Origin of the sequence: Mangrovivirga halotolerans, from assembly GCF_026241165.1 — a bacterium.
Lineage (GTDB): Bacteria > Bacteroidota > Bacteroidia > Cytophagales > Cyclobacteriaceae > Mangrovivirga > Mangrovivirga halotolerans.
Window position 1 is genome coordinate 70,620 of record NZ_JAPFQN010000005.1, and the last position, 20,661, is coordinate 91,280.

The 20,661-nt window shown below is 35.8% G+C and carries 24 protein-coding genes; 22 read left to right on the top strand and 2 right to left on the bottom strand.

The genetic code is table 11. From position 1 onward, the window contains the following. The first annotated feature begins 2 nt into the window (after positions 1-2). Genes OO013_RS08245 through OO013_RS08275 form a run of 7 tightly spaced genes read left to right on the top strand, consistent with a single transcriptional unit; the run spans position 3 to position 5,480 of the window. Complete coding sequence (locus OO013_RS08245; protein WP_266056310.1) at positions 3-239, top strand: MoaD/ThiS family protein; 237 nt, start codon at positions 3-5, stop codon at positions 237-239. Beyond that, a complete protein-coding gene (locus OO013_RS08250; RefSeq protein WP_266056311.1) occupies positions 239-1,249 on the top strand; it encodes a HesA/MoeB/ThiF family protein in 1,011 nt (336 codons plus the stop codon). Before OO013_RS08245 ends, OO013_RS08250 begins: the two co-directional genes overlap by 1 nt. Beyond that, a complete protein-coding gene (locus tag OO013_RS08255) occupies positions 1,242-1,685 on the top strand; it encodes a molybdenum cofactor biosynthesis protein MoaE (RefSeq protein ID WP_266056312.1) in 444 nt (147 codons plus the stop codon). The genes OO013_RS08250 and OO013_RS08255 overlap by 8 nt, the downstream gene beginning before the upstream one ends. Continuing rightward, complete coding sequence (moaCB, locus tag OO013_RS08260) at positions 1,682-2,578, top strand: bifunctional molybdenum cofactor biosynthesis protein MoaC/MoaB (RefSeq protein ID WP_266056313.1); 897 nt, start codon at positions 1,682-1,684, stop codon at positions 2,576-2,578. The genes OO013_RS08255 and moaCB overlap by 4 nt, the downstream gene beginning before the upstream one ends. After that, complete coding sequence (gene moaA / locus OO013_RS08265) at positions 2,571-3,557, top strand: GTP 3',8-cyclase MoaA (RefSeq protein WP_266056314.1); 987 nt, start codon at positions 2,571-2,573, stop codon at positions 3,555-3,557. The genes moaCB and moaA overlap by 8 nt, the downstream gene beginning before the upstream one ends. Then, a complete protein-coding gene (locus tag OO013_RS08270) occupies positions 3,557-4,723 on the top strand; it encodes a molybdopterin molybdotransferase MoeA (protein WP_266056315.1) in 1,167 nt (388 codons plus the stop codon). The genes moaA and OO013_RS08270 overlap by 1 nt, the downstream gene beginning before the upstream one ends. Before the next feature lies 1 nt (position 4,724). Beyond that, positions 4,725-5,480 carry a sulfite exporter TauE/SafE family protein gene (locus tag OO013_RS08275; protein WP_266056316.1) on the top strand — a complete coding sequence of 252 codons (756 nt, stop codon included), beginning with the start codon at positions 4,725-4,727 and terminating at the stop codon, positions 5,478-5,480. Positions 5,481-5,610: 130 nt separating this feature from the next. Here OO013_RS08275 and OO013_RS08280 read toward each other — a convergent pair whose 3' ends face one another. Continuing rightward, positions 5,611-6,690 (bottom strand): hypothetical protein, encoded by a 1,080-nt coding sequence (locus OO013_RS08280; protein ID WP_266056317.1) that lies wholly within the window; start codon positions 6,688-6,690, stop codon positions 5,611-5,613. Between the two features lie 162 nt (positions 6,691-6,852). Here OO013_RS08280 and OO013_RS08285 point away from each other — a divergent pair, with 162 nt between their 5' ends. From OO013_RS08285 to OO013_RS08295, 3 genes are all read left to right on the top strand, one after another. After that, the gene (locus OO013_RS08285) at positions 6,853-8,949 is read left to right on the top strand and encodes a BTAD domain-containing putative transcriptional regulator (protein ID WP_266056318.1); all 2,097 of its coding nucleotides are present in this window, start codon (positions 6,853-6,855) and stop codon (positions 8,947-8,949) included. Between the two features lie 161 nt (positions 8,950-9,110). Next, complete coding sequence (locus OO013_RS08290) at positions 9,111-9,944, top strand: helix-turn-helix domain-containing protein (protein WP_266056319.1); 834 nt, start codon at positions 9,111-9,113, stop codon at positions 9,942-9,944. A gap of 141 nt (positions 9,945-10,085) precedes the next feature. Then, complete coding sequence (locus OO013_RS08295) at positions 10,086-10,778, top strand: hypothetical protein (RefSeq protein WP_266056320.1); 693 nt, start codon at positions 10,086-10,088, stop codon at positions 10,776-10,778. A 63-nt stretch (positions 10,779-10,841) separates the two neighbouring features. On the opposite strand, the gene OO013_RS08300 is transcribed toward OO013_RS08295, so the two are convergent. Next, positions 10,842-11,804: a hypothetical protein gene (locus OO013_RS08300; protein WP_266056321.1), complete on the bottom strand. Its 963-nt coding sequence runs from the start codon at positions 11,802-11,804 to the stop codon at positions 10,842-10,844. 449 nt (positions 11,805-12,253) lie between these two features. Here OO013_RS08300 and OO013_RS08305 point away from each other — a divergent pair, with 449 nt between their 5' ends. From OO013_RS08305 to OO013_RS08360, 12 genes are all read left to right on the top strand, one after another. After that, positions 12,254-13,111 carry a LytR/AlgR family response regulator transcription factor gene (locus OO013_RS08305; RefSeq protein WP_266056322.1) on the top strand — a complete coding sequence of 286 codons (858 nt, stop codon included), beginning with the start codon at positions 12,254-12,256 and terminating at the stop codon, positions 13,109-13,111. Positions 13,112-13,322: 211 nt separating this feature from the next. Beyond that, on the top strand, positions 13,323-13,628 hold the full coding sequence (locus OO013_RS08310) for a hypothetical protein (protein ID WP_266056323.1): 306 nt from the start codon (positions 13,323-13,325) through the stop codon (positions 13,626-13,628). Positions 13,629-13,630: 2 nt separating this feature from the next. Next, positions 13,631-14,188 carry a Pvc16 family protein gene (locus OO013_RS08315; protein WP_266056325.1) on the top strand — a complete coding sequence of 186 codons (558 nt, stop codon included), beginning with the start codon at positions 13,631-13,633 and terminating at the stop codon, positions 14,186-14,188. A 1-nt stretch (position 14,189) separates the two neighbouring features. Beyond that, a complete protein-coding gene (locus OO013_RS08320; protein ID WP_266056326.1) occupies positions 14,190-14,960 on the top strand; it encodes a hypothetical protein in 771 nt (256 codons plus the stop codon). A 16-nt stretch (positions 14,961-14,976) separates the two neighbouring features. Next, positions 14,977-16,419 (top strand): phage tail sheath family protein, encoded by a 1,443-nt coding sequence (locus OO013_RS08325; protein WP_266056327.1) that lies wholly within the window; start codon positions 14,977-14,979, stop codon positions 16,417-16,419. Between the two features lie 31 nt (positions 16,420-16,450). Further along, on the top strand, positions 16,451-16,882 hold the full coding sequence (locus OO013_RS08330) for a phage tail protein (RefSeq protein ID WP_266056328.1): 432 nt from the start codon (positions 16,451-16,453) through the stop codon (positions 16,880-16,882). 3 nt (positions 16,883-16,885) lie between these two features. Continuing rightward, complete coding sequence (locus tag OO013_RS08335) at positions 16,886-17,344, top strand: phage tail protein (RefSeq protein WP_266056329.1); 459 nt, start codon at positions 16,886-16,888, stop codon at positions 17,342-17,344. Between the two features lies 1 nt (position 17,345). Next, on the top strand, positions 17,346-17,528 hold the full coding sequence (locus OO013_RS08340) for a DUF5908 family protein (protein WP_266056330.1): 183 nt from the start codon (positions 17,346-17,348) through the stop codon (positions 17,526-17,528). Further along, positions 17,529-18,203 (top strand): CIS tube protein, encoded by a 675-nt coding sequence (locus tag OO013_RS08345; RefSeq protein ID WP_266056331.1) that lies wholly within the window; start codon positions 17,529-17,531, stop codon positions 18,201-18,203. A gap of 3 nt (positions 18,204-18,206) precedes the next feature. Beyond that, positions 18,207-19,961 (top strand): type VI secretion system tip protein VgrG, encoded by a 1,755-nt coding sequence (vgrG, locus tag OO013_RS08350; protein WP_266056332.1) that lies wholly within the window; start codon positions 18,207-18,209, stop codon positions 19,959-19,961. Between the two features lies 1 nt (position 19,962). After that, a complete protein-coding gene (locus OO013_RS08355) occupies positions 19,963-20,256 on the top strand; it encodes a PAAR domain-containing protein (protein WP_266056333.1) in 294 nt (97 codons plus the stop codon). Beyond that, positions 20,257-20,661, top strand: a complete 405-nt coding sequence (locus OO013_RS08360) for a GPW/gp25 family protein (RefSeq protein WP_266056334.1) — start codon at positions 20,257-20,259, stop codon at positions 20,659-20,661.

A 20,661-nucleotide genomic window follows, 5' to 3' on the forward strand; every position in this document is an offset into this window, starting at 1 on the left:
CAATGAAAATTAATATTAAATATTTCGGGATGATCGCCGAAGCTGCAGGCAAAAATGAAGAGACTCTGGAAATCTCAGAAGGAATGTCTGTATCTGATTTGAAAGATCAGCAAATCAAAAAGTACCAGATTCCTGATCCTGAGTCTGTTCAACTTGCAGTAAATCAGGATTTAGAATCATCAGTCGAATTAAATGAAGGTGATGAGGTGGCATTTTTACCACCTTTTGCAGGAGGGTAATGAGATACGAAAGACAAATAAAACTTAATGAGGTAGGATCCTCAGGACAAGCCAGACTACATAAGGCCAGTGTATTAATCGTTGGTGTTGGAGGCTTGGGATGTCCTGCTGCGCAATATCTCACCGGAGCAGGTGTTGGTAAAATTGGTTTAATGGATCACGACAAGGTCTCAATAACCAACCTTCATCGTCAGGTTTTATATACTGAATCTGATATTGGGAAACCCAAAGCGCTTGTTGCAGTAAACAAATTGAGGCAGCTAAATAGTGAGGTGCAATTAATTCCTATTGAAGAATCATTGAATATTGAAAATGCCAAATTGTGGTTTAGTCAATTTGACCTGATCATTGACGGAACAGATAATTTTGAAACCAAATACCTGATCAATGATGCTTGTATCCTGACCGGAAAGCCCTGGATTTATGCATCAATTTATAAAAATGAGGGGCAAATATCAGTGTTTAATTACCGTAATGGTCCAACATATCGATGCCTGTTTCCTTCACCAACCCGTGAAAACATTAGTTGTGAAGCTACAGGAGTACTGGGAGTTACTCCGGGAATATTGGGTACAATGCAGGCAGCTGAAGCACTTAAAGTATTACTTGATATTGGTAATGTGCTTTCCGGTAAATTGAAATTGATCAATATTCTTTCAGGTACCGAACAAACCTTAACTATTAAAGCAAAACCGGGTGAAATTGAGTTGATAAAAGTAAATGGCATCCAGCCTGTTAGGGTAAACTGTGAGATAGGAGATAAAAAGAGGATTTACCTTGATGTGCGAGAAGAGTTCGAACTACCAACGGTGGTTTCTGAGAATGTCATTCATATTCCTTTAGGGAAGTTAGAAGAACGGTTTGAAGAAATACCAAATGAGCAGGAAGTACTGGTGTTTTGTCAATCAGGATCCAGAAGTTTGAAAGCAATTGATTTACTTAAAGAGAATTTCGGATTTCATAATTTAAAAAATGTTGAAGGTGGAATTGAAACAATTATAAATGGATAAGAAAAAAACAAAAAAAGTGTTTATACAGGGAGCCATTCCCCCGGAAAAGATAGCTCAGTCAATAGCAAATCATCAATCAAAGACCAATATTGGTGCGCATAGTATCTTTCTTGGGCAGGTTAGAGCTGATGAAATAGATGGTAATGAAGTGCGTTCTATTGAGTATACTGCATATGAGGATATGGCTGAGCAGGTTTTTCACGAAATCAGGGAAGCTGCTTTTTCTAAATTTGATATGACTTGTGCTCATATTTATCACAGTCTTGGAGAAGTAAAAGCAGGGGAATTATGTCTATTTGTTTTTACATCATCTGCTCATCGAAAAACAGCTATTGAAGCATGTAATTATCTGGTAGAAGAAATCAAGGCCCGAGTGCCCATTTTCGGTAAGGAAATTTTCGAAGATGAAACCCATCAATGGAAAGTAAATAAATGATTGATATAACACATAAAGTTACAACGCTAAGAGAAGCAACTGCCCTGGCAGTGGTGAAAACCAGTAGTCAGGAAACGATAGATCGAATAAAAGAAAATACTGTGCCCAAAGGTAATGTTTTCGAAATGTCGAAAGCAGCCGGTTTACTTGGAGTGAAGAAAACACCTGATCTATTGCCAGATTGCCATCCTCTACCCATAGAGTATACAGGTATCGATTTTGAAATATCAGGATTAGAAATACACATTTCGATGACTGTAAAGACAATTTATAAGACTGGTGTTGAAGTTGAAGCAATGCACGGAGCCAGTATCGTTGCGCTGACAATGTATGATATGCTAAAACCCATTGATAAAAACGTGGAAATTGGCGCGATCAGATTGGAAAAGAAAAAGGGAGGCAAATCGTCGTTTAAAATCAATGCCGATGGATTAAAGGCTCATGTGGTAGTTTGCTCCGATACAATATCAAAAGGCAAAGGAGTGGATAAGGCAGGTGAAGCTATTGTTTCAAAATTAGCTGAGCTTGGTATAGAGGCTAAAAAATCAATTATACCTGATGACCCTGAATCGATCAGATCCATTCTGAGTGAAAATACAGCAGATATGATCATTTATACCGGGGGGACTGGCGTAGGGCCAAGAGATGTAACTCCTGACACGATAGAGCCATTGCTTGACCTCAGGTTAAAAGGGGTGGAAGAACAGATGAGAAACTATGGTCAACAACGGATGCCTTATGCTATGTTGTCAAGATCAGTCGCTGGAATGAAGAACGGTAAAGTGGTTTTGGCTTTGCCCGGATCTACTAAAGGAGCCGTAGAATGTATGGATTCAGTTTTTCCACATATTTTACATGTTTATAAAGTGATAGAAGGGAAAAGACATGACTAACAAGAAAATAGTAGACAAATTTGGAAGACCACACACCTACCTCAGAATATCACTGACAGACCGGTGCAATCTTCGATGTTTCTACTGTATGCCGGAAGATGGAATTCAACTTATGGACAAACCTAATATCATGAGTCTTGAAGAGATCATTGCTCTCTCTGCTATATTTCGTATTCTGGGAGTTGACACCATTCGCCTGACCGGTGGAGAGCCGCTTGTCAGGAAAAATTTCGGTTATCTTGTTGAAGAACTGTCAAAACTGGGATTGACCTTAAAGATCACTACCAATGGTATTCTCCTGGATAAATACCTCGATCTGTTTCAAAAAATAGGATTAAATAAAATAAACCTCAGTTTGGATACACTGGATAAAGTCAATTCGGTCTTCATTACTAAACGAGATTATTTTGACCGGATCATGACAAACATGGAAAAAGCTCTTGAAATGGATATGGAGCTTAAGCTTAATTTTGTGTTGATCAAAGGAGTGAACGATAAAGAAATCAATGATTTTGTAGAACTCACCCGGCATAAAAATTTAACCGTTAAGTTCATCGAATTTATGCCTTTTAAAGGAAATAAATGGGATTGGAGCAAAGGTGTTGGAAAGCAAGAGATACTGGATACCGTGTCTCATAAATTTGGTGAAGTTGAAGAACTCGTAAACCCGAAACACAGTACATCCAACAATTACAAAGTCCCTGGTCATATTGGCAGTTTCGCCATTGTCAGTACGATAACTAATCCATTTTGCAGCGAATGTAATAGGATCAGGTTAACAGCCGATGGGAAAATGAAGAACTGCCTGTTTGCTAATTCAGAAACCGATCTGCTTACTCCATTTCGTAATGGAGAAGAAATGGAGGAGCTTATAATCAATGCAATAAAGACCAAAAAATATTCCCGTGACGGAATGGATGTTAAGATGGATGCAGAGCATTATGAGAAAAACAGATCAATGATATCAATAGGTGGATAATGGTAACAATAGAAGAAGCACAAACGATTATCTCAAACCAAAACATAGAGTTTGAATCAGAATTAGTTCCATTGAATGACAGCCTGGGTTACTCACTGGCAGAAGATATTATTGCGCCATTTAATATCCCTTCCTTTGATAATTCAGCAATGGATGGATACGCATTATGTGGAATTTCAAAAGAGTATGAGATTGTTGGAGAAATAGCTGCAGGTGATACTGGAAATATCTCCTTGAACAACGGGCATGCAGTAAGAATTTTTACTGGGGCAAAGGTGCCGGAAAATACAACTGCTGTTATGATGCAGGAGAAAACTAATGTAGAAGGAAGTAAACTAATACTAGATCAGGAACCAGCTGAAGGACAGTGTATTAGGCGAAAAGGAGAGGAGTTACAAGAAGGTCAGATAGTATTTGAAAAGAATTATACCATTTCACCAGCAGGTATCGGATTGATCGGTAGTCTTGGGAAAGAAAAGGTTCGGGTATTTAGCAAGCCAAAGATCAATCTGATTACTACAGGTAATGAGCTGATCGAGCCAGGAAAGCCAAAACAGGAAGGACAAATTTATGAATCAAATAGCTATGCAATTTCATCAGCCTGTGAGCAATTTGGTTTCTTATGCCAGACCAGGATCCATATTAAAGATGCCTTTGAGGCGATAAAAAAAGGTATCAAAGAAAAGCTTGAAGTCTCAGATGTATTAATTCTTTGTGGCGGAATATCAGTCGGAGATTATGATTTTGTGAAAGAAGCCCTGGAAGAAAACGGGGTAGAAGAGCTTTTTTATAAGGTATACCAAAAACCGGGTAAGCCTCTTTACTTTGGTAAGAAAGGAAATAAATATGTGTTCGCCCTACCAGGAAATCCAGCCTCATCATTAAGTTGTTTTTATATCTATGTGTTACCATTTTTACAAAAACTGAGTGGTATGAAGGAAGTCGGATTGGATAAGTTTTCACTACCGATCTCCCATGATTTTGAAAATAAATCTGACCGCCCGTCATTCTTAAAAGCACAAGTATTTAACAATCAAGTTGAAGTATTAAATGGTCAGAGTTCCTCAATGCTTCATTCTTTAGCAGTTGGCAATGCCTTAGCATACATTGATGCGGAAACCCGCTTTAAAAAAGGAGACGAAATTAGTTGCTATATGATTTTTTGAAATGGCATTAGAATATCTTCCATTTATATTTTTCTTTGTGGCCTTATTCTATAGTTCGGTAGGATTTGGAGGCGGATCCAGCTACCTGGCTATTTTGAGTCTGCTATTAACCGATTTTTACGAAATCAGGTCCACAGCTTTGGTTTTAAATGCCTGTGTGGTATCTATTGGAACAATCATGTTTATTAAAAATGGTGTGCTTAAGCTGAAATTGGTATGGCCTTTTTTTCTTTTCAGCATTCCTATGGCTTACCTGGGTGCAACGGTGGAATTAACCCAAAGTACATTTTTCATTATTTTGGGGTCTGCTTTACTACTTGCCGGTATATTTATGGTGTTGAAATATATACGAACAGACCTGAATTCAAAAGAATTATCAAAATCGGTGAAATTTCTACTTGGTGGAGTGATAGGATTTCTATCCGGTGTTTCTGGTATAGGTGGCGGGATATTTTTATCTCCGACACTCAATTTATTAAACTGGAAAAATGCACTTGTAGTAGCTTCTTTAGCCTCAGTATTTATTTTAGTTAATTCAATATCAGGTATTATAGGATTGACAGTAGCTGGAACTTTTGTAATCAATTATGATCTGGTAATCAACCTGATTATTGCAGTTGTACTTGGTGGATTGGTGGGATCTTATATTTCCAATAAAAAATTAGATATGAGAGTTATTGGTATCCTTACAGCTATTTTAATCTTATATGTCGGACTTAGATTGATCCTGATCCATGGATTTGATATTCAAATCTGATATTATTAATGCTATTTTGAGATCTTAGTAAAGCGCATATCAAATTCAAATTAATAGAGAAATTGCTAATGTAAATAAAAAAATGACCATGAAATTATCATGGTCACTTGTGTGGCTCATTATTTAGTTATTAGTTTGGTGATGGCACAGTAAATACTTTAAGCATTCCTTTTGAAGCAGAATCAGGAACCTCAGCAATCCAGGCATAAGTACCCGGTTTTAAGTTAACATAGTAATATGCTGTTCCTGATAACATTTCCATCGACCCTCCCATAAATGTGGTTCCTTCAGGTGAATGAACAGTTAAACCTTCTACTGTTGACCAGTTCATATATAATCCTAACTCATTAAGTAGTGAAGTATCATATCCATTATCAAATCGAACTAACTGAACATTATGCCCGACAAGATTAGAATAGGTAGTTTGATCTAAATAATGGATTGCCACTGTATGCTTACCCGGACGGATAGTCTCAGGATGTTGAATACCGTCTATTGAAGAAACGGTAACATCAATTGAAGGCTTTGGTTCTTTCACATCTGCATACGAAGAGGAAACTACCAGTGTTTCTAACATACCTGTATAAGAGTGGAAAAGCTGGTCGTCATCTTTTATGTAACATTCTGCAATATATGTTCCCGGTTCAAGGTACACAGAAGTTTGACTCACATGTCCACCAGCTGTTATCCCAGGACCTCCAACTACAGCAGCTCCGGGATTAAAAAACCATGGCGCAACACCTAATAATTCTCCAACAAGATTATTGACAAATGTTCCATAATCTATATTTCCCTGGATATATGGATTAAATTCATCTTGGAAAGGTGTAGTGATTACCTGGTGCCAATAGTCCTTAATTGACAGATCTGCTGCTTCAGCAGCTTCAATTGCCTCTTGAGGTACATGGTAAAATAATGCAAAGTGATCTGAGTGAGTTGGATTTACAAGCTTCATGGTTACCCAGCCAGCGTCGACCTCTTGGGTACTAAAATTATATGCATGTTCGCCTGTTCCTTCATCATGAAAAACAGTCATCTCCAAGGAATTTTTTTGGAGATAAGCTTGATCTCTGGCATTATCGTTTGCATTAGCCAGGCCTTTTAATTCAGGATTTCCAGGGTTGACCATGGATTCTTCCTGACAAGAAATTAAAAATAGGGCTGCTAAAAAGATCCAGCCTGTAAGGTTGTATAATCGTATCGTATTCATTATTAAACGGGTTTGGTGATAGAATAATTGATTATAGTTTTTTGTTATTAGCAATTCTAATGTTCAGGTCTTTGTTAAATATTAGTTTACTCTTAGATTTCATCTAAGACTTTTTTTGTATGTATCTAATTATTTATTAGATTAAAGTAAGAGGAGTCAGAGATGAATGAATTACATGTTCTTGGGAATTTATTGTTATTAGACAATAGTGGTAATTATAGCCAGTCTTTTCTTGCTGGTCCTAAACGACTGGGACTTTTGATCTATCTTGTTTTAGGTCATCCAGACCATTTTTATCGCAGAGACAGGCTCACATCATTATTTTGGCCAGATTTATCTCAACATGCTGCTCGAAATTCTTTAAGTAACATGCTTCACCAAATACGAAGTGTTCTTGGAAAGGATGCTTTCGATAATCGGGGTAATGAGGAAATCAGGCTTAACAAAGAAAGTATCTGGTGTGATGCATTGAAATTTCAGGAAGCGGTAAAAGAAAATGAATTTTTGAAAGCACTGGATTTATATCATGGAGATCTCCTTATAGGGTTTCATCCGGGAAATGTGTCAAATGAATATATTACCTGGCTTGATAATATGAGAAATTATTTCCGGGAAAAAGCTGCTCAATCAGCCTGGAAATTATCTGAAAAGTTTAGCGGTGATTACCGTATTGAATGGGCCAGGAAAGCACTGGATCTTTCTGATTTTGATGAAGCTGCCTATATAAGAATGCTTCAAATTCTGGATCAGGAAGGAAAAAGGTCAGAAGCATTAAAGCTATTTAAGCAATTTGAAAAAGAAGCTTATGAAGACTGGGGAATAACTCCTTCTACTGAAATTATTAATTTAACAGATTCTATTCGGTCTAATCATAAAATATCTAATGGAGATTTAAAGTCATCACGGAAAGGTCTGGCGATCCTTCCATTTGAAACCTTAGGGAAAGAAGATGCAAAGGTTTTTACCCGGGGAATTCATGATGACCTTTTAACGAGGCTTTCAAGTATTTCAGGAGTAGAAGTTACTTCCAGAACATCGGTACTTAAATATCAACATAAACTCGTTAGCCTTAGTGAGATTTCACGAGAATTGCATGTGAATTGGGTTGTCGAAGGTAGTGTGCAACAAATTGAAGATTTGGTTCAGGTACGTGTTTGGCTCGTAAATACACAAACAGACCGTCAAATTTGGTCTAATAATTTTCAGGGAGAACTCAATGCTACCAATTTGTTTGACATACAATCAGATATCACAAAACAAATTGCCTCAGCACTTGAGACCACCTTAACTCCAAATGAGAAAAAACAAGTTGAAAAGAAATCCACTAATAATTTAACAGCTTATCGACTGTATATGCAAGGATGGGCATGCATTGAGCAGCGAACAGAAAAAGGAATGCGTCGAGGGATGGACCATTTTGATCAGGCCATGAACCTGGATGAAAAATTTGCACTTGCCAGGGTAGGTAAAGCTTTTGCTGTACTTGGTTTGTTTGGTTATGGGTATTTACCAGCTGAAGAAACTCTTCCCTGTGCTGAAAAACTAATAAAAGAAGCTATACAAATAGATTCTGATCTGGCAGAAGCCCACGCTGCGTTAGGAGTTCTTCAGAATAGTTATCAAAAAGGAACTGAAGCGTCTAAAAGTCTTCATACGGCGATTAAACTAAGGCCCGGCTATGCGAATGCCCATAATAAGTTGAGTTGGAATAGCCAGTTAATTGGAAAGCCAGATATTGCGATGTCAAGTGGTAAAAGAGCAGTTGAACTTGACCCATTCTCTCCTGAGGCTAATATTAATTTGGCATTTTCTTGTTTGATTAACAGAAAAACAAACCTGGCTCTTGATTATGTAATTAAAGGAAAAGAACTACAATCAGACTGGACAACTGTAGATTTTTATCACAGTATTATTCTATTTCATTTAGGTGAATATAATGCTTCTCAAAAAGCATTAGGTAATATAGCAGTCGAATGGGCACCCGGAGGTCCCGAATTGATTAAAACTCTGCTTCTTCTAAAGATGGATGGAGAAGCCGAAAGTAACGATATTGACAAAGATAATTTAACCTTAGCGGTAGTTTCAGCAGCCAATGGAGATATAGAGCAATCACTTGCTTTACTTAATAGATGTAATGACTGGAAACCCTGGCCAACGCTACTTATTCGATATCTATTTCCTTCAATTCTCGATCATGTGCGTGAGCATCCAGAATTTCAGATAGTTAAAAATCGCATTAATACTTGCTGGAATTTATGATTGCTGTACATGTCGGCCAAAAGAATAAGAGGAAGAGGCATAATAACTAAATGAAATTTCACAATTATTTCGTCTCCATTTAACATCAGCTCAAGCATTGACATTTGTCATATATTTTTAACTAATATGAAAGTACCTTAATCAAATATGATCCATCAGGTATGGTCAATGATGATTTTATAAATAGGGCGCGGGATATAATCCTAAATAACATCGAAGATGAAGGTTTTGGCGTTTCATCTCTGGCTGATAAGCTTAATTTAAGTCGATCTCAGACAAATAGAAAAATTAAGGCCATTACAGGAGCGTCAGCAAGCCATTTTATCAAAGAGGTCCGGCTTGACAAGGCTAAAGAATTACTCAAAAATAGTGATCTTAATATTTCGGAAATAGCCTTCCTCACTGGATTTGGAAGTTTGTCATATTTTGATAAATGCTTTCATGAAAAATATGGAATAACTCCGGGTACATTTAAAAAGTCTGAGTCCACTATCTTAACACTAAATCCAGCTGATAAATCTTTCCCTGCAAATAAATATTGGATTTCCTCTGTTATTGGGTTTTCACTGTTAATTATTGTCTTCCTTCTATTAGGTAGCTATTTTGATGAAAATGAAAGAAATGTTAACGTTTACATATTACCTATTACTGTAGAATCTGAAAATAGAGAATATGATTATCTTTCCAAAGGCTTCAGTAGTGCAATGAAGGATGAATTAAACACATACAGTGAACAATTTGATTTTCTGAATTATAGTATACATTCTATTGATGATTTAGAAATAGATATTACCGAATCTTTCGATACTTCAGGTGATTTCATCATAATCTCAGGAACAATTAAACAACAACTTGATTCCTTTAAAATAAGCATTCAAATATTGGTAAATAATAGGGAAGAATTCAATTTCTATTATTCAAGTTCAAAACAAGAAGTACTTTCGGTCCCACACAACGTCTCTTCAAAAATCAATAAGTTGATGACTGAAAATTAATGTTTTAAGTCATCTAGAAATAAAAATTGAGCTAATAAAGCTTAAAGCTCCATAATTGTTATTCATTGCCACAAAATTACTAACAACAATCCGGGGGGTTGAACGAAATTGGGTATATGCAGATATCCAAAATACCTTACCATGAAAAACATAAAAATTATTTTCGGAATGACTTGTCTAATGGCATTCATGTTTTCTTGTCAGGAAACTGAAGAAATTGTACCCGCCAGACAAATGGATGTAAGAGCGATGCATCAACCAGAGAATCTGAACGCAAAAATTACAGGAACAGATGAATGGGGTTTTAATTTAAATGCTCAACACTATAAAGGGTATTTAATTAATGTATTCATGAGTGATCCTTTGTTTAAGGATATGCCACATTATCATTATCCGCCATACCAGGGTGAAGGTATTGAGTATTGGAATGAGTTATTAAGTCAATTTGATTATTTTCAATTTATGATGCCCCCCTTCTTACTTGACTGTGAGCTTCAAATGAAATGGAATAATGATCTTCTTTCCAAAGATGGAATCTATCCTGAAACCTGGGTGAATTCAAATGCCTGGATCGTATTTAAATATTCGATGGGTGAAGGAAGCGAACGCTGGACTCAAATGAGAAAACTAATTGCCAGTAAAAGTACTGATTATATAGAAGGCGAAAGGTGGTATAATATGGATGGTGAAGAAATTGGAAGAACTTCCTTTTACTGGCCCGACCTTATTCTGATTCAAGTTGAAAATACAGGGTATAATCCTTATGTCCCCGATTGGTTCTACCCTGAGTATCATGCTCCAAATGGTAATGGTTTAGGAAAAGTTATCAACTAATTTTTAAAGTAAAATGCTCCGTTAAGCAGCGGAGCATTTTTATTTTTTATAAATATGAGTAATTTAATTATAATTAGGCCAGGGTGGGGGAACCGGATATTCTTTTCCGATAATCACCTCGGTCAATTGATGCAAGTTGTCTCTCAATGCTGCATCATTAATTAGTCTGGCCATTCCAAGATCCTTCATGAATGAATAATCAGGAACGTCTAATGTCGGTTTAATGATTGAATTATCTGAATTTGTTGGACAGCTTAATCCATAAGGACATATTGGTCTTGGGAGAGGAATATCCTGGATATCCAGAAAGCTAACCGGTATCAAAATCTTTTCAGGCCAGGTAAACTCTATGCATTCACAGCATTCAGGTTCAGGGCATTCTTCAGGGCATGAACTTAATTTGGTTCTGCCAGCTGATCTGCCACAAGAATCATCACATTCTTCACTATCTATGGTTTCGCAAGTAATTCGTTTTAGATTCACGCTATAACTGATCCAGTTTTGAACAATTGTAGTTCGATAATCAATATCCAGATCACTATTATCGCGATCCTGATATAGTTGATCTTCATTGAATATTGGTTCAAATCCTTTACTCAAATCATAGATCATTCGTTGCATGGCATTCGCTGCAGGATTTGAAGACCAACCGCTAGCTGTGTAAAGACCTGGTTTTAAGTTATTTCCTACTAATTCATTTTTTTCTGCATCATAATAAGAATCTTTGATCTCGACCCAAAGATTGTCACTTTCTACATACCTGAAAAGTCTTATTGTTTTTGGTAAAAGTTTATTACTTATATCATTTTTTACCTCTAAGCGAGTCTCTTCGGGTGGGGGATTCTGAAGACGGTAAACCTGGCCAATATTACCAAGGTCCAATGGTCGTGATTTGATGTTTAGTGTAGCAAGAGACATCTTAATGACATCCTTATCATCAGTCGCTGATGATCCGGAAGATTTACATCCCCAAATCAGTATCAATATAAAGATAATTGAAAGTGAATAACATATAATTCTTTTCATGGCTGGATAGTTTTAGTTTAAGGTAGAAGTAAGGGATTAGTAATTAAGAATCTTATTTAATTATTATATAGCCACCTTCTAAATTTTAAAACCGAATAAATCATATTATAAACTAATAAAATTTTAGATTCTTTTATAGCTTAGTGATTCTAATTTTATAAAGGTTACCAGGAAATTATTTAAAAATAATTCTTGTCAATTTTCCTCTTGATTAAATAATATGCTCTGTCAAAAAACTTGAACACAAAATACCCAAACTTGGGTATTTCTTCGAAGTTATATATTTAAGACTTTTAATGTTAATAACATGTGTTAAGCTAGTTTGTAAATATTTTAACTTTCTGAATTTAAAATACTCGGTACCATAAAATTTAAAGGGAGAGATTTGAAAAGTTTTATAAAGTCCTAACATGTATCTGAAATTATTAAAACCAAAGTAAAGTAGGATAATGTCAAATGTTAAATCATCACACATTAAAGGAGATGAAAATATTTCTTTGAACCATATTTCAGAGATTATTTTTGAGTTAAATCATGATCGGAGTTATCAGAAATTTGAAAAGAGTGAATCGACTTCAACTACATCGCTAAATTCTATAATTATTGATCAAAATAAAGATGATTCAATTATTTTGGATTTATGGATAAAAAATCTATTTCCACAAATTAATAATATTGGCATATTAAGTGAAATTTCAGGATCCATAGATGAAATTACTCATCCAGCAGTTGATTTATTATTTATTGATTCTAATATATTTAAAGATTTCGGTCATCTTTTTACTGACCTGTCCTCTTGTAAAATAATTTCAATTTCAAGCAATCAGGAAGATGCTATTCATGCTTTGAGAAATAATTTTTGTGGGTTTATATCCAAGCCATTAGACATTAAAGAAGTCGGCTTATCTATTCAATGTGCATTTGAAAAAATAAAATCAGAAATCAACCTTCATAAAGAAAATGCACCACCAAATTTTGAACATAACAGACTTATAGGTGTTCCCACAATTGAAGGGATCGAATTTATTGATACTAATAAGGTTGTTCGCTGTGAAGGATTACAAAAATGTACGAGGATCATCACAACCGATAAAACCGATATCATAAGCTCTTATAATATTGGTGAATTTAAAAAAATTCTATTGAATCTTGGTTTTTTCTGTTGTCATAAATCTCATTTAATCAATTTGAAATTTGTAAAAAAGTATACTAAAGAAGGTTTTTTGTTCTTTAATGCTAATTCTAAACCAGTTCCATTAGCTAGAAGGAGAAAGATTGAATTTCTTTCCCTGATGAATCATATCTAATAGTATTTTTTTGCACACTAAAATCGTTTAATAACGATTAATTTGCATAAGTTAATTTCTTTATTTACAACCTACTCATATACCGGACACCGTTAGTTCTATGATTAATACCGAAGATTCCGGAAACCTTACCCAATCTCAAATATTCATTGACAATCATTTATTACTAATGCTATTTTAGAAATAATAAGGCGTATTACACAAAGCGTTTATGACCATAGATAAAATTTATTTGTCACAAGAAAGTGCTAATCAAACTGTAGATTTTAACCATTTAAATACAGAAGTAATAGTTAAGATAGGGACTGGATTTAAATACCGCGCGAATTTCATATGTGTCACTGAACTGGAAAAAGAATTTGAAAAAGAATTTAATGATAGCAAGAATGTGGCAAAAAAATATTTCTGGTCAAAAAATTTAGTGATAGTTAAAAACATAACCAAAAATGACCTTTTGCCAATAATTGAGAACATGATTGATGAAGGTGATTTTCAATTGATTTTTGAAAAAATGTAATTATGATACTTGACGCATTAAATTATATTAGAGAAGAATTAGTATTTGAGTTAGGCTTAACTTCTGATGAGGTAATTATTGAAAATCTTCAGGTTTTAAAACAAGCAGAAAATAAAGAGGGGCTTTATATATCTTTATTTAATGTGGAGCAAGAAGGTATTTTAAAAAACACCCCTCACTATATTAATGTTAACAACCAAATCAGGTATAAGGAGCCTCCTGTATATTTAAATTTATTCGTTTTTTTTGCATTTGAATTTGAAACATATACCAAAAGTGTACAGCGCATGTCTGACACGATAGAAGTTTTTCAAAACAGGCATTGGTTTTCATCAGAAAATGAACGTATAGCAAATCCCTTCCCTGATAATCTGGAAAAAATAATGCTGGAATTGTTCAGTTTGAATTTTGAACAGCTAAACCATATTTGGGGTGTATTGGGCGGTGATCATTTCCCTTCAGTTATGTACAAGTTACGATTAGTTAAACTACAACGTGATATTGATTTAGAAGGGCCTGCCATTAATACCATATCAGTTAATACTTCACCTACAGAATGAAATGAGCTTTACAATATCATATATAGAATTTTTTAAGGTGAGAACAATTAATACTTCTGATTCAAGTCCTTTGCAATCGATTTTCTTTAGTCCTAGTAATGAATGCAAAAAGATTTTAAATCAACATCGATTAGTATTCAAACCCAGGATAGGCGGATTTGATATATTTTATCAAAGAAATCCTTATGCTACAGACCCTGTTATTGCCCCGATCACCAAAAGAACACGTTTCAATTTTAAAATGATTATTTCTGACCTTAATTTCTTTAAAGTTTATGAGCCAGATTTTGATGTTGTTCCTCAACTTTATTTTGATAACCTCGATAATAACGGGAATATTTTAAATGGGCCGACGGAAGTATTAACAGAGGGTTCGGAAGTGAATGTAAGTGATTCAATGAAGATGTTGCCAGTGACGTTCACTGTAAATACTGATATGTCAATCGCACCAACTCCAACAGAATATAGAATTAAGGAAAAATTTAATCCAACAAATACACTTCAATCAGTTGCTATTGAAAATCCACTGGGTTTAATCAATGTTAGAACCAAATTAAACGATCCATTACTGCAACAAGCTTCATATATTAATCAGGCAGGACCTTATTTACTAGAGACAGACAGTGGTCAACCTGCTGCCAGGACTATATATCTAGATAATGAATTAGTAAAACAAGAATTTAATGGAATTGTAGATATCTACTGGGAAACTTCTCAGGAAAACGCGGATCCGTCAGGAAATGTTTATGAAATAAGATTTAAACCAAGATAATTATAACCATACTAATATGAGTACACCAGGAGTTTATATTGAAGAAATACCCACATTTCCACCTTCGGTGGCACCAGTGGAAACAGCAATACCAGCATTTATAGGAATAACTAAAAAGACTTCCGATGCTGAAAGTAATACATTGATTGATGTTCCGAAAAGAATAACATCCCTATTGGAATTCGAACAAATTTTCGGTCGTTCTTCAAATCAAGCCTTTGCTGTAGATGTTGTTCAGGAATATTCTGAAGAACCGCTGCGGTTATTATCAACCAAAGTTACATTAACAGGATCTCCACCATCACCACCCAGTGGTTCAGATTTGTTGTATTATGCTATACAACTGTTTTATGCCAATGGTGGGGGGCCTTGTTATATCGTTTCAGCTGCGTCAACAAAATTTATTAATGCTGTTAATACTTTAGAAGAATTTGATGAGCCAACAATTATTGCATCACCAGGTGCAGTATATGAGGGTAATTATGCAGATATCATAAATGCGGCATTAAAACAATGCAATAAGTTGCAAGACAGAGTGACAGTTATTGATGTGCCAAATGACAAATCAATGACGGATATCGATACTAATTTTAGAACTCCAATTTTAAGTGATCTAAGTATTATTAAATATGGAGCTGCTTACTATCCATTTCTAAAGACCTCATATCCTTTTTTAACTAATGATTCGTCCATTACAATTACGTCACATACAGTAAAAATTCTGGATTCAACAGGAACAGATGTAACGGGAACAACTTCAGTTACTATACCAACCAGTATTACCGGAGGCGTGACCTTGGATGATACTACTGAAAATATTGCTCAAGACTTTAATAGTGTATATGTCGCAGTTAAAAGCTATGTGACCCAATTTAAGGTTACTTTGCCTCCAAGTAGTGCGGTGGCCGGAGTCTATGCAAGGGTTGATAATGACAGAGGAGTATGGAAAGCCCCGGCGAATGTAAGCATTTCAAATATTGAAAGCCCGACTATAAAAGTGACAAATGATTTTCAGGATGGTTTAAACATCGATCCTAATTCAGGAAAATCGATAAATGCTATTCGAACCTTTACTGGTAGAGGAACCCTGGTATGGGGAGCAAGGACTCTCGCTGGAAATGATAATGAATGGAGATACGTTCCTGTGAGAAGATTTTTCAATTTCGCTGAAGAATCAATAAAAAAGGCTACAGGAAGATTTGTATTCGAACCCAATGATAAGAACACATGGACCATGGTTAAAACCATGATCGAAAATTTTCTTATTCTCCAGTGGCGAGAAGGTGCGTTAGCAGGTGAAAAACCACAACATGCTTTTTATGTAAAAGTCGGGTTAAACCAAACAATGACTGCTGAGGATATACTCAATGGATTTATGAATGTAGAAATTGGAATGGCAGTAGTAAGGCCAGCTGAATTTATTATTCTAAAATTCTCACATAAAATGCAGGAATCTTAATAAGTAAAACAATTATCAAAATTATATAATCATGGCTGAATATCCATTACCAAAATTTCATTTTCAAATTGAGTGGGGAGGTTCTAGAATCGGTTTTACTGAAGTGACCGGATTAGATGTTGAAACTGAAATAATCGAATATACTGAAGGTTACCGCAGAGAATACAATTCCCTGAAAATGCCTGGAAGACAAAAATTCGGAAATGTCACATTAAAAAGAGGCATTTTGCCACTGGATAATGAGTTTTTTGCCTGGTGGAATACCGCTAGTCTTAATAAGGTTGAACGTCGGGATGTTACAATAAGCTTACTTAATGAAAAACATGAGCCGACAATGACCTGGAGAGTTAAAAATGCCTGGCCGGCTAAAATTGCCGGAACAGATTTAAAAGCTGATGGCAATGAAGTGGCTGTCAATTCAATCGAGCTTGCTCACGAAGGAATTAGCATTATCAATGAATAAGTTATGGCTCAAAGCAACCAGAAATATTATCCGCCTGTAGGCTTTCATTTTAGCGTCATTTTTGATCTTCCCGGAATCAGTGAAAATGATTTTAAATTCAGGGAAGTCTCTGGACTTAATTTAGAACTTGAAGAGGAGACTGTTGTAGAAGGTGGTGAAAATCGGTTTATACAAAAATTGCCAATTCGTGCACGGTTTCCTGATCTGGTTTTAAAAAGAGGTTTATTAACAGGTTCTGTCCTGTACGAATGGTGTGAAGATGCCATTTATAATTTGGACATTAAACCAATTACTATATGGGTAAACCTCCTAAATGAAGAGCATGAACCACTACAACAATATATATTTCAAAATGCATGGCCAAAAAAATGGAGTATCTCTGATTTTAATGCTGAGAATAGTGACATCGTGGTCGAAACGCTTGAGCTTGCCTATCAATTTTATAGAATAGAAACACCATAATATGCCTGTTATCATTAGAAATTTAATAGTAAATGCTGAAGTTGGCAAAGCTGAAACAAGAAGCAAACAGGCCATTCAGGGAGGTAGTCAAAATGCCGCAGACTCTAATAAACAAAGGATACTTAGACTAGAAGAGTTAACAGATCATTTATTGCAAATACTAAGAGATCAAAACGAAAGATAAATGTTGGACGGATTTTTAGGAAAACTTAAAATATTGCCATTTAGCGAATCTGAAAATGTTCAAGCAGCTTTGCCTTCAGGGCCTCCGTTTATAGCTCAATTTAACCCTGAAACCTTTAGCGTGACCAATGAATTGGAATATGCCCAGGAAGATCCTGCCCATGGTGATGATGGAGAGGAAGCGAAATTTAAATGCATAAAGCCAAAGCAATATTCATTTGACTTTCTGTTGGATGGAACTGGGGCAACGGGAGAAAAAAAGGAGGTGTTGGCACAAATTGAATTGTTTAAAGCCACAGTAGGGTTCTTTGGTCCAATACATCGTCCCAGGTTCTTAATGCTGAGCTGGGGTACATTTGTAGCAAATTGTGTCCTGGAAAGTTATACAATAAATTATAAGCTTTTCAGACCTGATGGAACGCCACTCAGGGCAGTTATTTCGGCGACTTTTAAAGAACATAAACCCAAACTATTAAAGGAATTACTAAAAAACTTAGGTTCTCCTGATCTCACTCGTTCACATGATGTAAAAGAAAAAGAACAATTATGGCTTGTCAGCTATAAGGAATACGAATCGACCAATTATTATATCCATGTAGCCGAAAAAAATGGACTTGATAATATTCGAAGATTGAAAAATGGAAAGCGGTTATATTTTCCGCCTTTAGAACAATAAGCTATGCCTAGTATACCAAACCCGGATTTAATTAATAAAACGGATACATCGTTAACAACTTTTACTATTGAAGTTAATGGAGAAGTAATACCTGCTACCTATAATGTGGTTTCAATTGACATCAGCCAGACAATTAATCAAATATCTTTTACACGAATTTTACTTTATGACGGGGATGCTGCCAAGCAAGAATTTGAAATAAGTACTGGTAACACATTCGAAACCGGTAGCAATATAGTTGTTAAATCAGGGTACAATCTCAATGAAAAAAAGCTTTTTAGTGGAGTAGTAACCAAACAAAGAATTAAGATTAAAAGATCCGGAGGCAGCTTGCTTTATATTGAAGCAAGGGATGAAGCTTTTAAAATGACCTTAGATCGTAAATCACGATACTTTAAAGAGCTTTCCGACGGAGATTTGTTTGATCAAATTTGTCAGGAATACGGAATATCAACAGATATAGAGCTATTGGGTGAGCCTTATCCTGAAATAGTTCAATATCAAGTAAGTGATTGGGATTTCATTGTGACCCGCGCTGAGCGTTTAGGGCATTATTGTCTTTATTCGAGTGGAAAACTTAAAATAAAAAAAATGGTCCCGTCAATTTCTGCAGTTGGAAAGTTTACCTATGGCGTGGATATTCTTGATGCAGATCTGGAACTGGAATCTAGAACACAGTTCGAATCGGTCGAGGCTTCAGCCTGGGACTATACCAGTCAGGAATTAATTAAAACTGATATATCTGAAGTTAATGATCCAGATCATGGATTTAGGGAAGGAAATAAAATTGCAGAGGTAGGTAAAGTAAATCCGCTGAGTCTAAAACATAGCGGATCACTTACTCAACAGGAAATAGAAACATGGGCAGAAGCCCAAATGATTAAATCAAGATTTGCTAAAATTCGAGGTACTGTAAAAGTTCAAGGTACTTCAGGTATTTTTCCCGGTGATTCTGTAGAACTAAAGGGAGTGGGTAAGCGGTTCTCCGGAAATGCATTTGTTTCCGGGATTCGACATACCATAGGAGATGGTAATTGGACAACTACTTTACAAATAGGTCATTCAGAAAAATGGCACCTGGAACAATATCAGGTAAACTCTTTGCCCGGAGCTTATTTTAATCCTGCCATAAATGGATTGCAAATCGGAGTGGTTACTCAATTGCAAGAAGACCCTGCCGGTGAAAATAGAATCTTAGTTAAAATTCCATCAATAAATAATGATGACGAAGGAACATGGTGTCGATTAGCTCTACCAGATGCGGGTGCAAACAGGGGAATTGTCTGGCTACCTGAAATTGATGATGAAGTCATCGTAGGCTTTATTAATGATGATCCAAATTATCCGGTGGTCCTGGGGATGTTGCATAGTAGTGCAAAGCCTTCACCACTTGACGCTTCTGATGATAACCATATTAAGGGAATAATTACAAGGGGTGATATGCGCATTACATTTGACGATGAAAAAAATATACTATCCTTACTTACTCCTTCAGGTAATACCATCATGCTAAATGAAGATGGTGGAAATATCTCAATAAATGACGAAAACGATAATAAGATAATCCTGGATTCCAATGGGATAACCATTGAAAGCAGCAAGGATATCATTATGAAGGCTCAGGGAGATATAAAAACAGAAGGCGTTAACATAAAAAATTCCGCTAGTGCCGGATTTGAGGCTGAAGGCAGTGCAAGCTCAAAGCTTTCAAGTAGTGGGACAATGGATATTAAAGGTTCAATAGTAAACATAAATTAATATGCCAGCAGCAGCAAGGATAACTGATTTTCATACATGCCCACTAATTAATCCAGGTGGTGTGCCCCATGCAGGAGGGCCAATACTGCCTCCTGGTAGCCCTACAGTACTGATAGGTGGTGTGCCAGCAGCAACAGTAGGGGACATGTGTTCGTGTGCCGGCCCTCCGGATTCTATCGTTATGGGATCGGGAACTGTTATGATTGGAGGGAAACCGGCTGCCAGGTTAGGAGATAGTACAGCCCATGGTGGAACTATAGCTGCTGGATTATTAACCGTAAATATAGGAGGATAAATGGAATTTGATCAGGAATTTTTAGGACAAGGCTGGAGTTTTCCACCTGCTTTTACCAGAACTCAAAATCAGGTTGAAATGTCTAAAGGTATTCAGGATATCTATGAAAGCTTAGAGATAATTTTTACTACGAGTTTAGGAGAAAGAGTCATGAATCCAACATTTGGATGCAGTTTAGCTGAGTCAGTTTTTGATGCTTTGAATACCGGAATGCTGGCATATTTGAGAAACTTAATTGAAACAGCAATCCTTTATCATGAACCAAGAATTGATGCGGAAAATGTCAACCTGGATGTAGATCAGAATAATGGCATCTTATTTATCAAAGTAGATTTTAAAGTAAGAACTGATAATTCAAGGTATAATTATGTCTACCCATTCTATTTAAAGGAGGCTAACCAGTAA

Coding starts and splice junctions, on each gene's coding strand:
- OO013_RS08245 (WP_266056310.1), top strand. CDS start 3: ATGAAAATTAATATTAAATATTTCGGGATGATCGCCGAAGCTGCAGGC.
- OO013_RS08250 (WP_266056311.1), top strand. CDS start 239: ATGAGATACGAAAGACAAATAAAACTTAATGAGGTAGGATCCTCAGGA.
- OO013_RS08255 (WP_266056312.1), top strand. CDS start 1,242: ATGGATAAGAAAAAAACAAAAAAAGTGTTTATACAGGGAGCCATTCCC.
- moaCB (WP_266056313.1), top strand. CDS start 1,682: ATGATTGATATAACACATAAAGTTACAACGCTAAGAGAAGCAACTGCC.
- moaA (WP_266056314.1), top strand. CDS start 2,571: ATGACTAACAAGAAAATAGTAGACAAATTTGGAAGACCACACACCTAC.
- OO013_RS08270 (WP_266056315.1), top strand. CDS start 3,557: ATGGTAACAATAGAAGAAGCACAAACGATTATCTCAAACCAAAACATA.
- OO013_RS08275 (WP_266056316.1), top strand. CDS start 4,725: ATGGCATTAGAATATCTTCCATTTATATTTTTCTTTGTGGCCTTATTC.
- OO013_RS08280 (WP_266056317.1), bottom strand. CDS start 6,690: ATGAATACGATACGATTATACAACCTTACAGGCTGGATCTTTTTAGCA.
- OO013_RS08285 (WP_266056318.1), top strand. CDS start 6,853: ATGAATGAATTACATGTTCTTGGGAATTTATTGTTATTAGACAATAGT.
- OO013_RS08290 (WP_266056319.1), top strand. CDS start 9,111: ATGGTCAATGATGATTTTATAAATAGGGCGCGGGATATAATCCTAAAT.
- OO013_RS08295 (WP_266056320.1), top strand. CDS start 10,086: ATGAAAAACATAAAAATTATTTTCGGAATGACTTGTCTAATGGCATTC.
- OO013_RS08300 (WP_266056321.1), bottom strand. CDS start 11,804: ATGAAAAGAATTATATGTTATTCACTTTCAATTATCTTTATATTGATA.
- OO013_RS08305 (WP_266056322.1), top strand. CDS start 12,254: ATGTCAAATGTTAAATCATCACACATTAAAGGAGATGAAAATATTTCT.
- OO013_RS08310 (WP_266056323.1), top strand. CDS start 13,323: ATGACCATAGATAAAATTTATTTGTCACAAGAAAGTGCTAATCAAACT.
- OO013_RS08315 (WP_266056325.1), top strand. CDS start 13,631: ATGATACTTGACGCATTAAATTATATTAGAGAAGAATTAGTATTTGAG.
- OO013_RS08320 (WP_266056326.1), top strand. CDS start 14,190: ATGAGCTTTACAATATCATATATAGAATTTTTTAAGGTGAGAACAATT.
- OO013_RS08325 (WP_266056327.1), top strand. CDS start 14,977: ATGAGTACACCAGGAGTTTATATTGAAGAAATACCCACATTTCCACCT.
- OO013_RS08330 (WP_266056328.1), top strand. CDS start 16,451: ATGGCTGAATATCCATTACCAAAATTTCATTTTCAAATTGAGTGGGGA.
- OO013_RS08335 (WP_266056329.1), top strand. CDS start 16,886: ATGGCTCAAAGCAACCAGAAATATTATCCGCCTGTAGGCTTTCATTTT.
- OO013_RS08340 (WP_266056330.1), top strand. CDS start 17,346: ATGCCTGTTATCATTAGAAATTTAATAGTAAATGCTGAAGTTGGCAAA.
- OO013_RS08345 (WP_266056331.1), top strand. CDS start 17,529: ATGTTGGACGGATTTTTAGGAAAACTTAAAATATTGCCATTTAGCGAA.
- vgrG (WP_266056332.1), top strand. CDS start 18,207: ATGCCTAGTATACCAAACCCGGATTTAATTAATAAAACGGATACATCG.
- OO013_RS08355 (WP_266056333.1), top strand. CDS start 19,963: ATGCCAGCAGCAGCAAGGATAACTGATTTTCATACATGCCCACTAATT.
- OO013_RS08360 (WP_266056334.1), top strand. CDS start 20,257: ATGGAATTTGATCAGGAATTTTTAGGACAAGGCTGGAGTTTTCCACCT.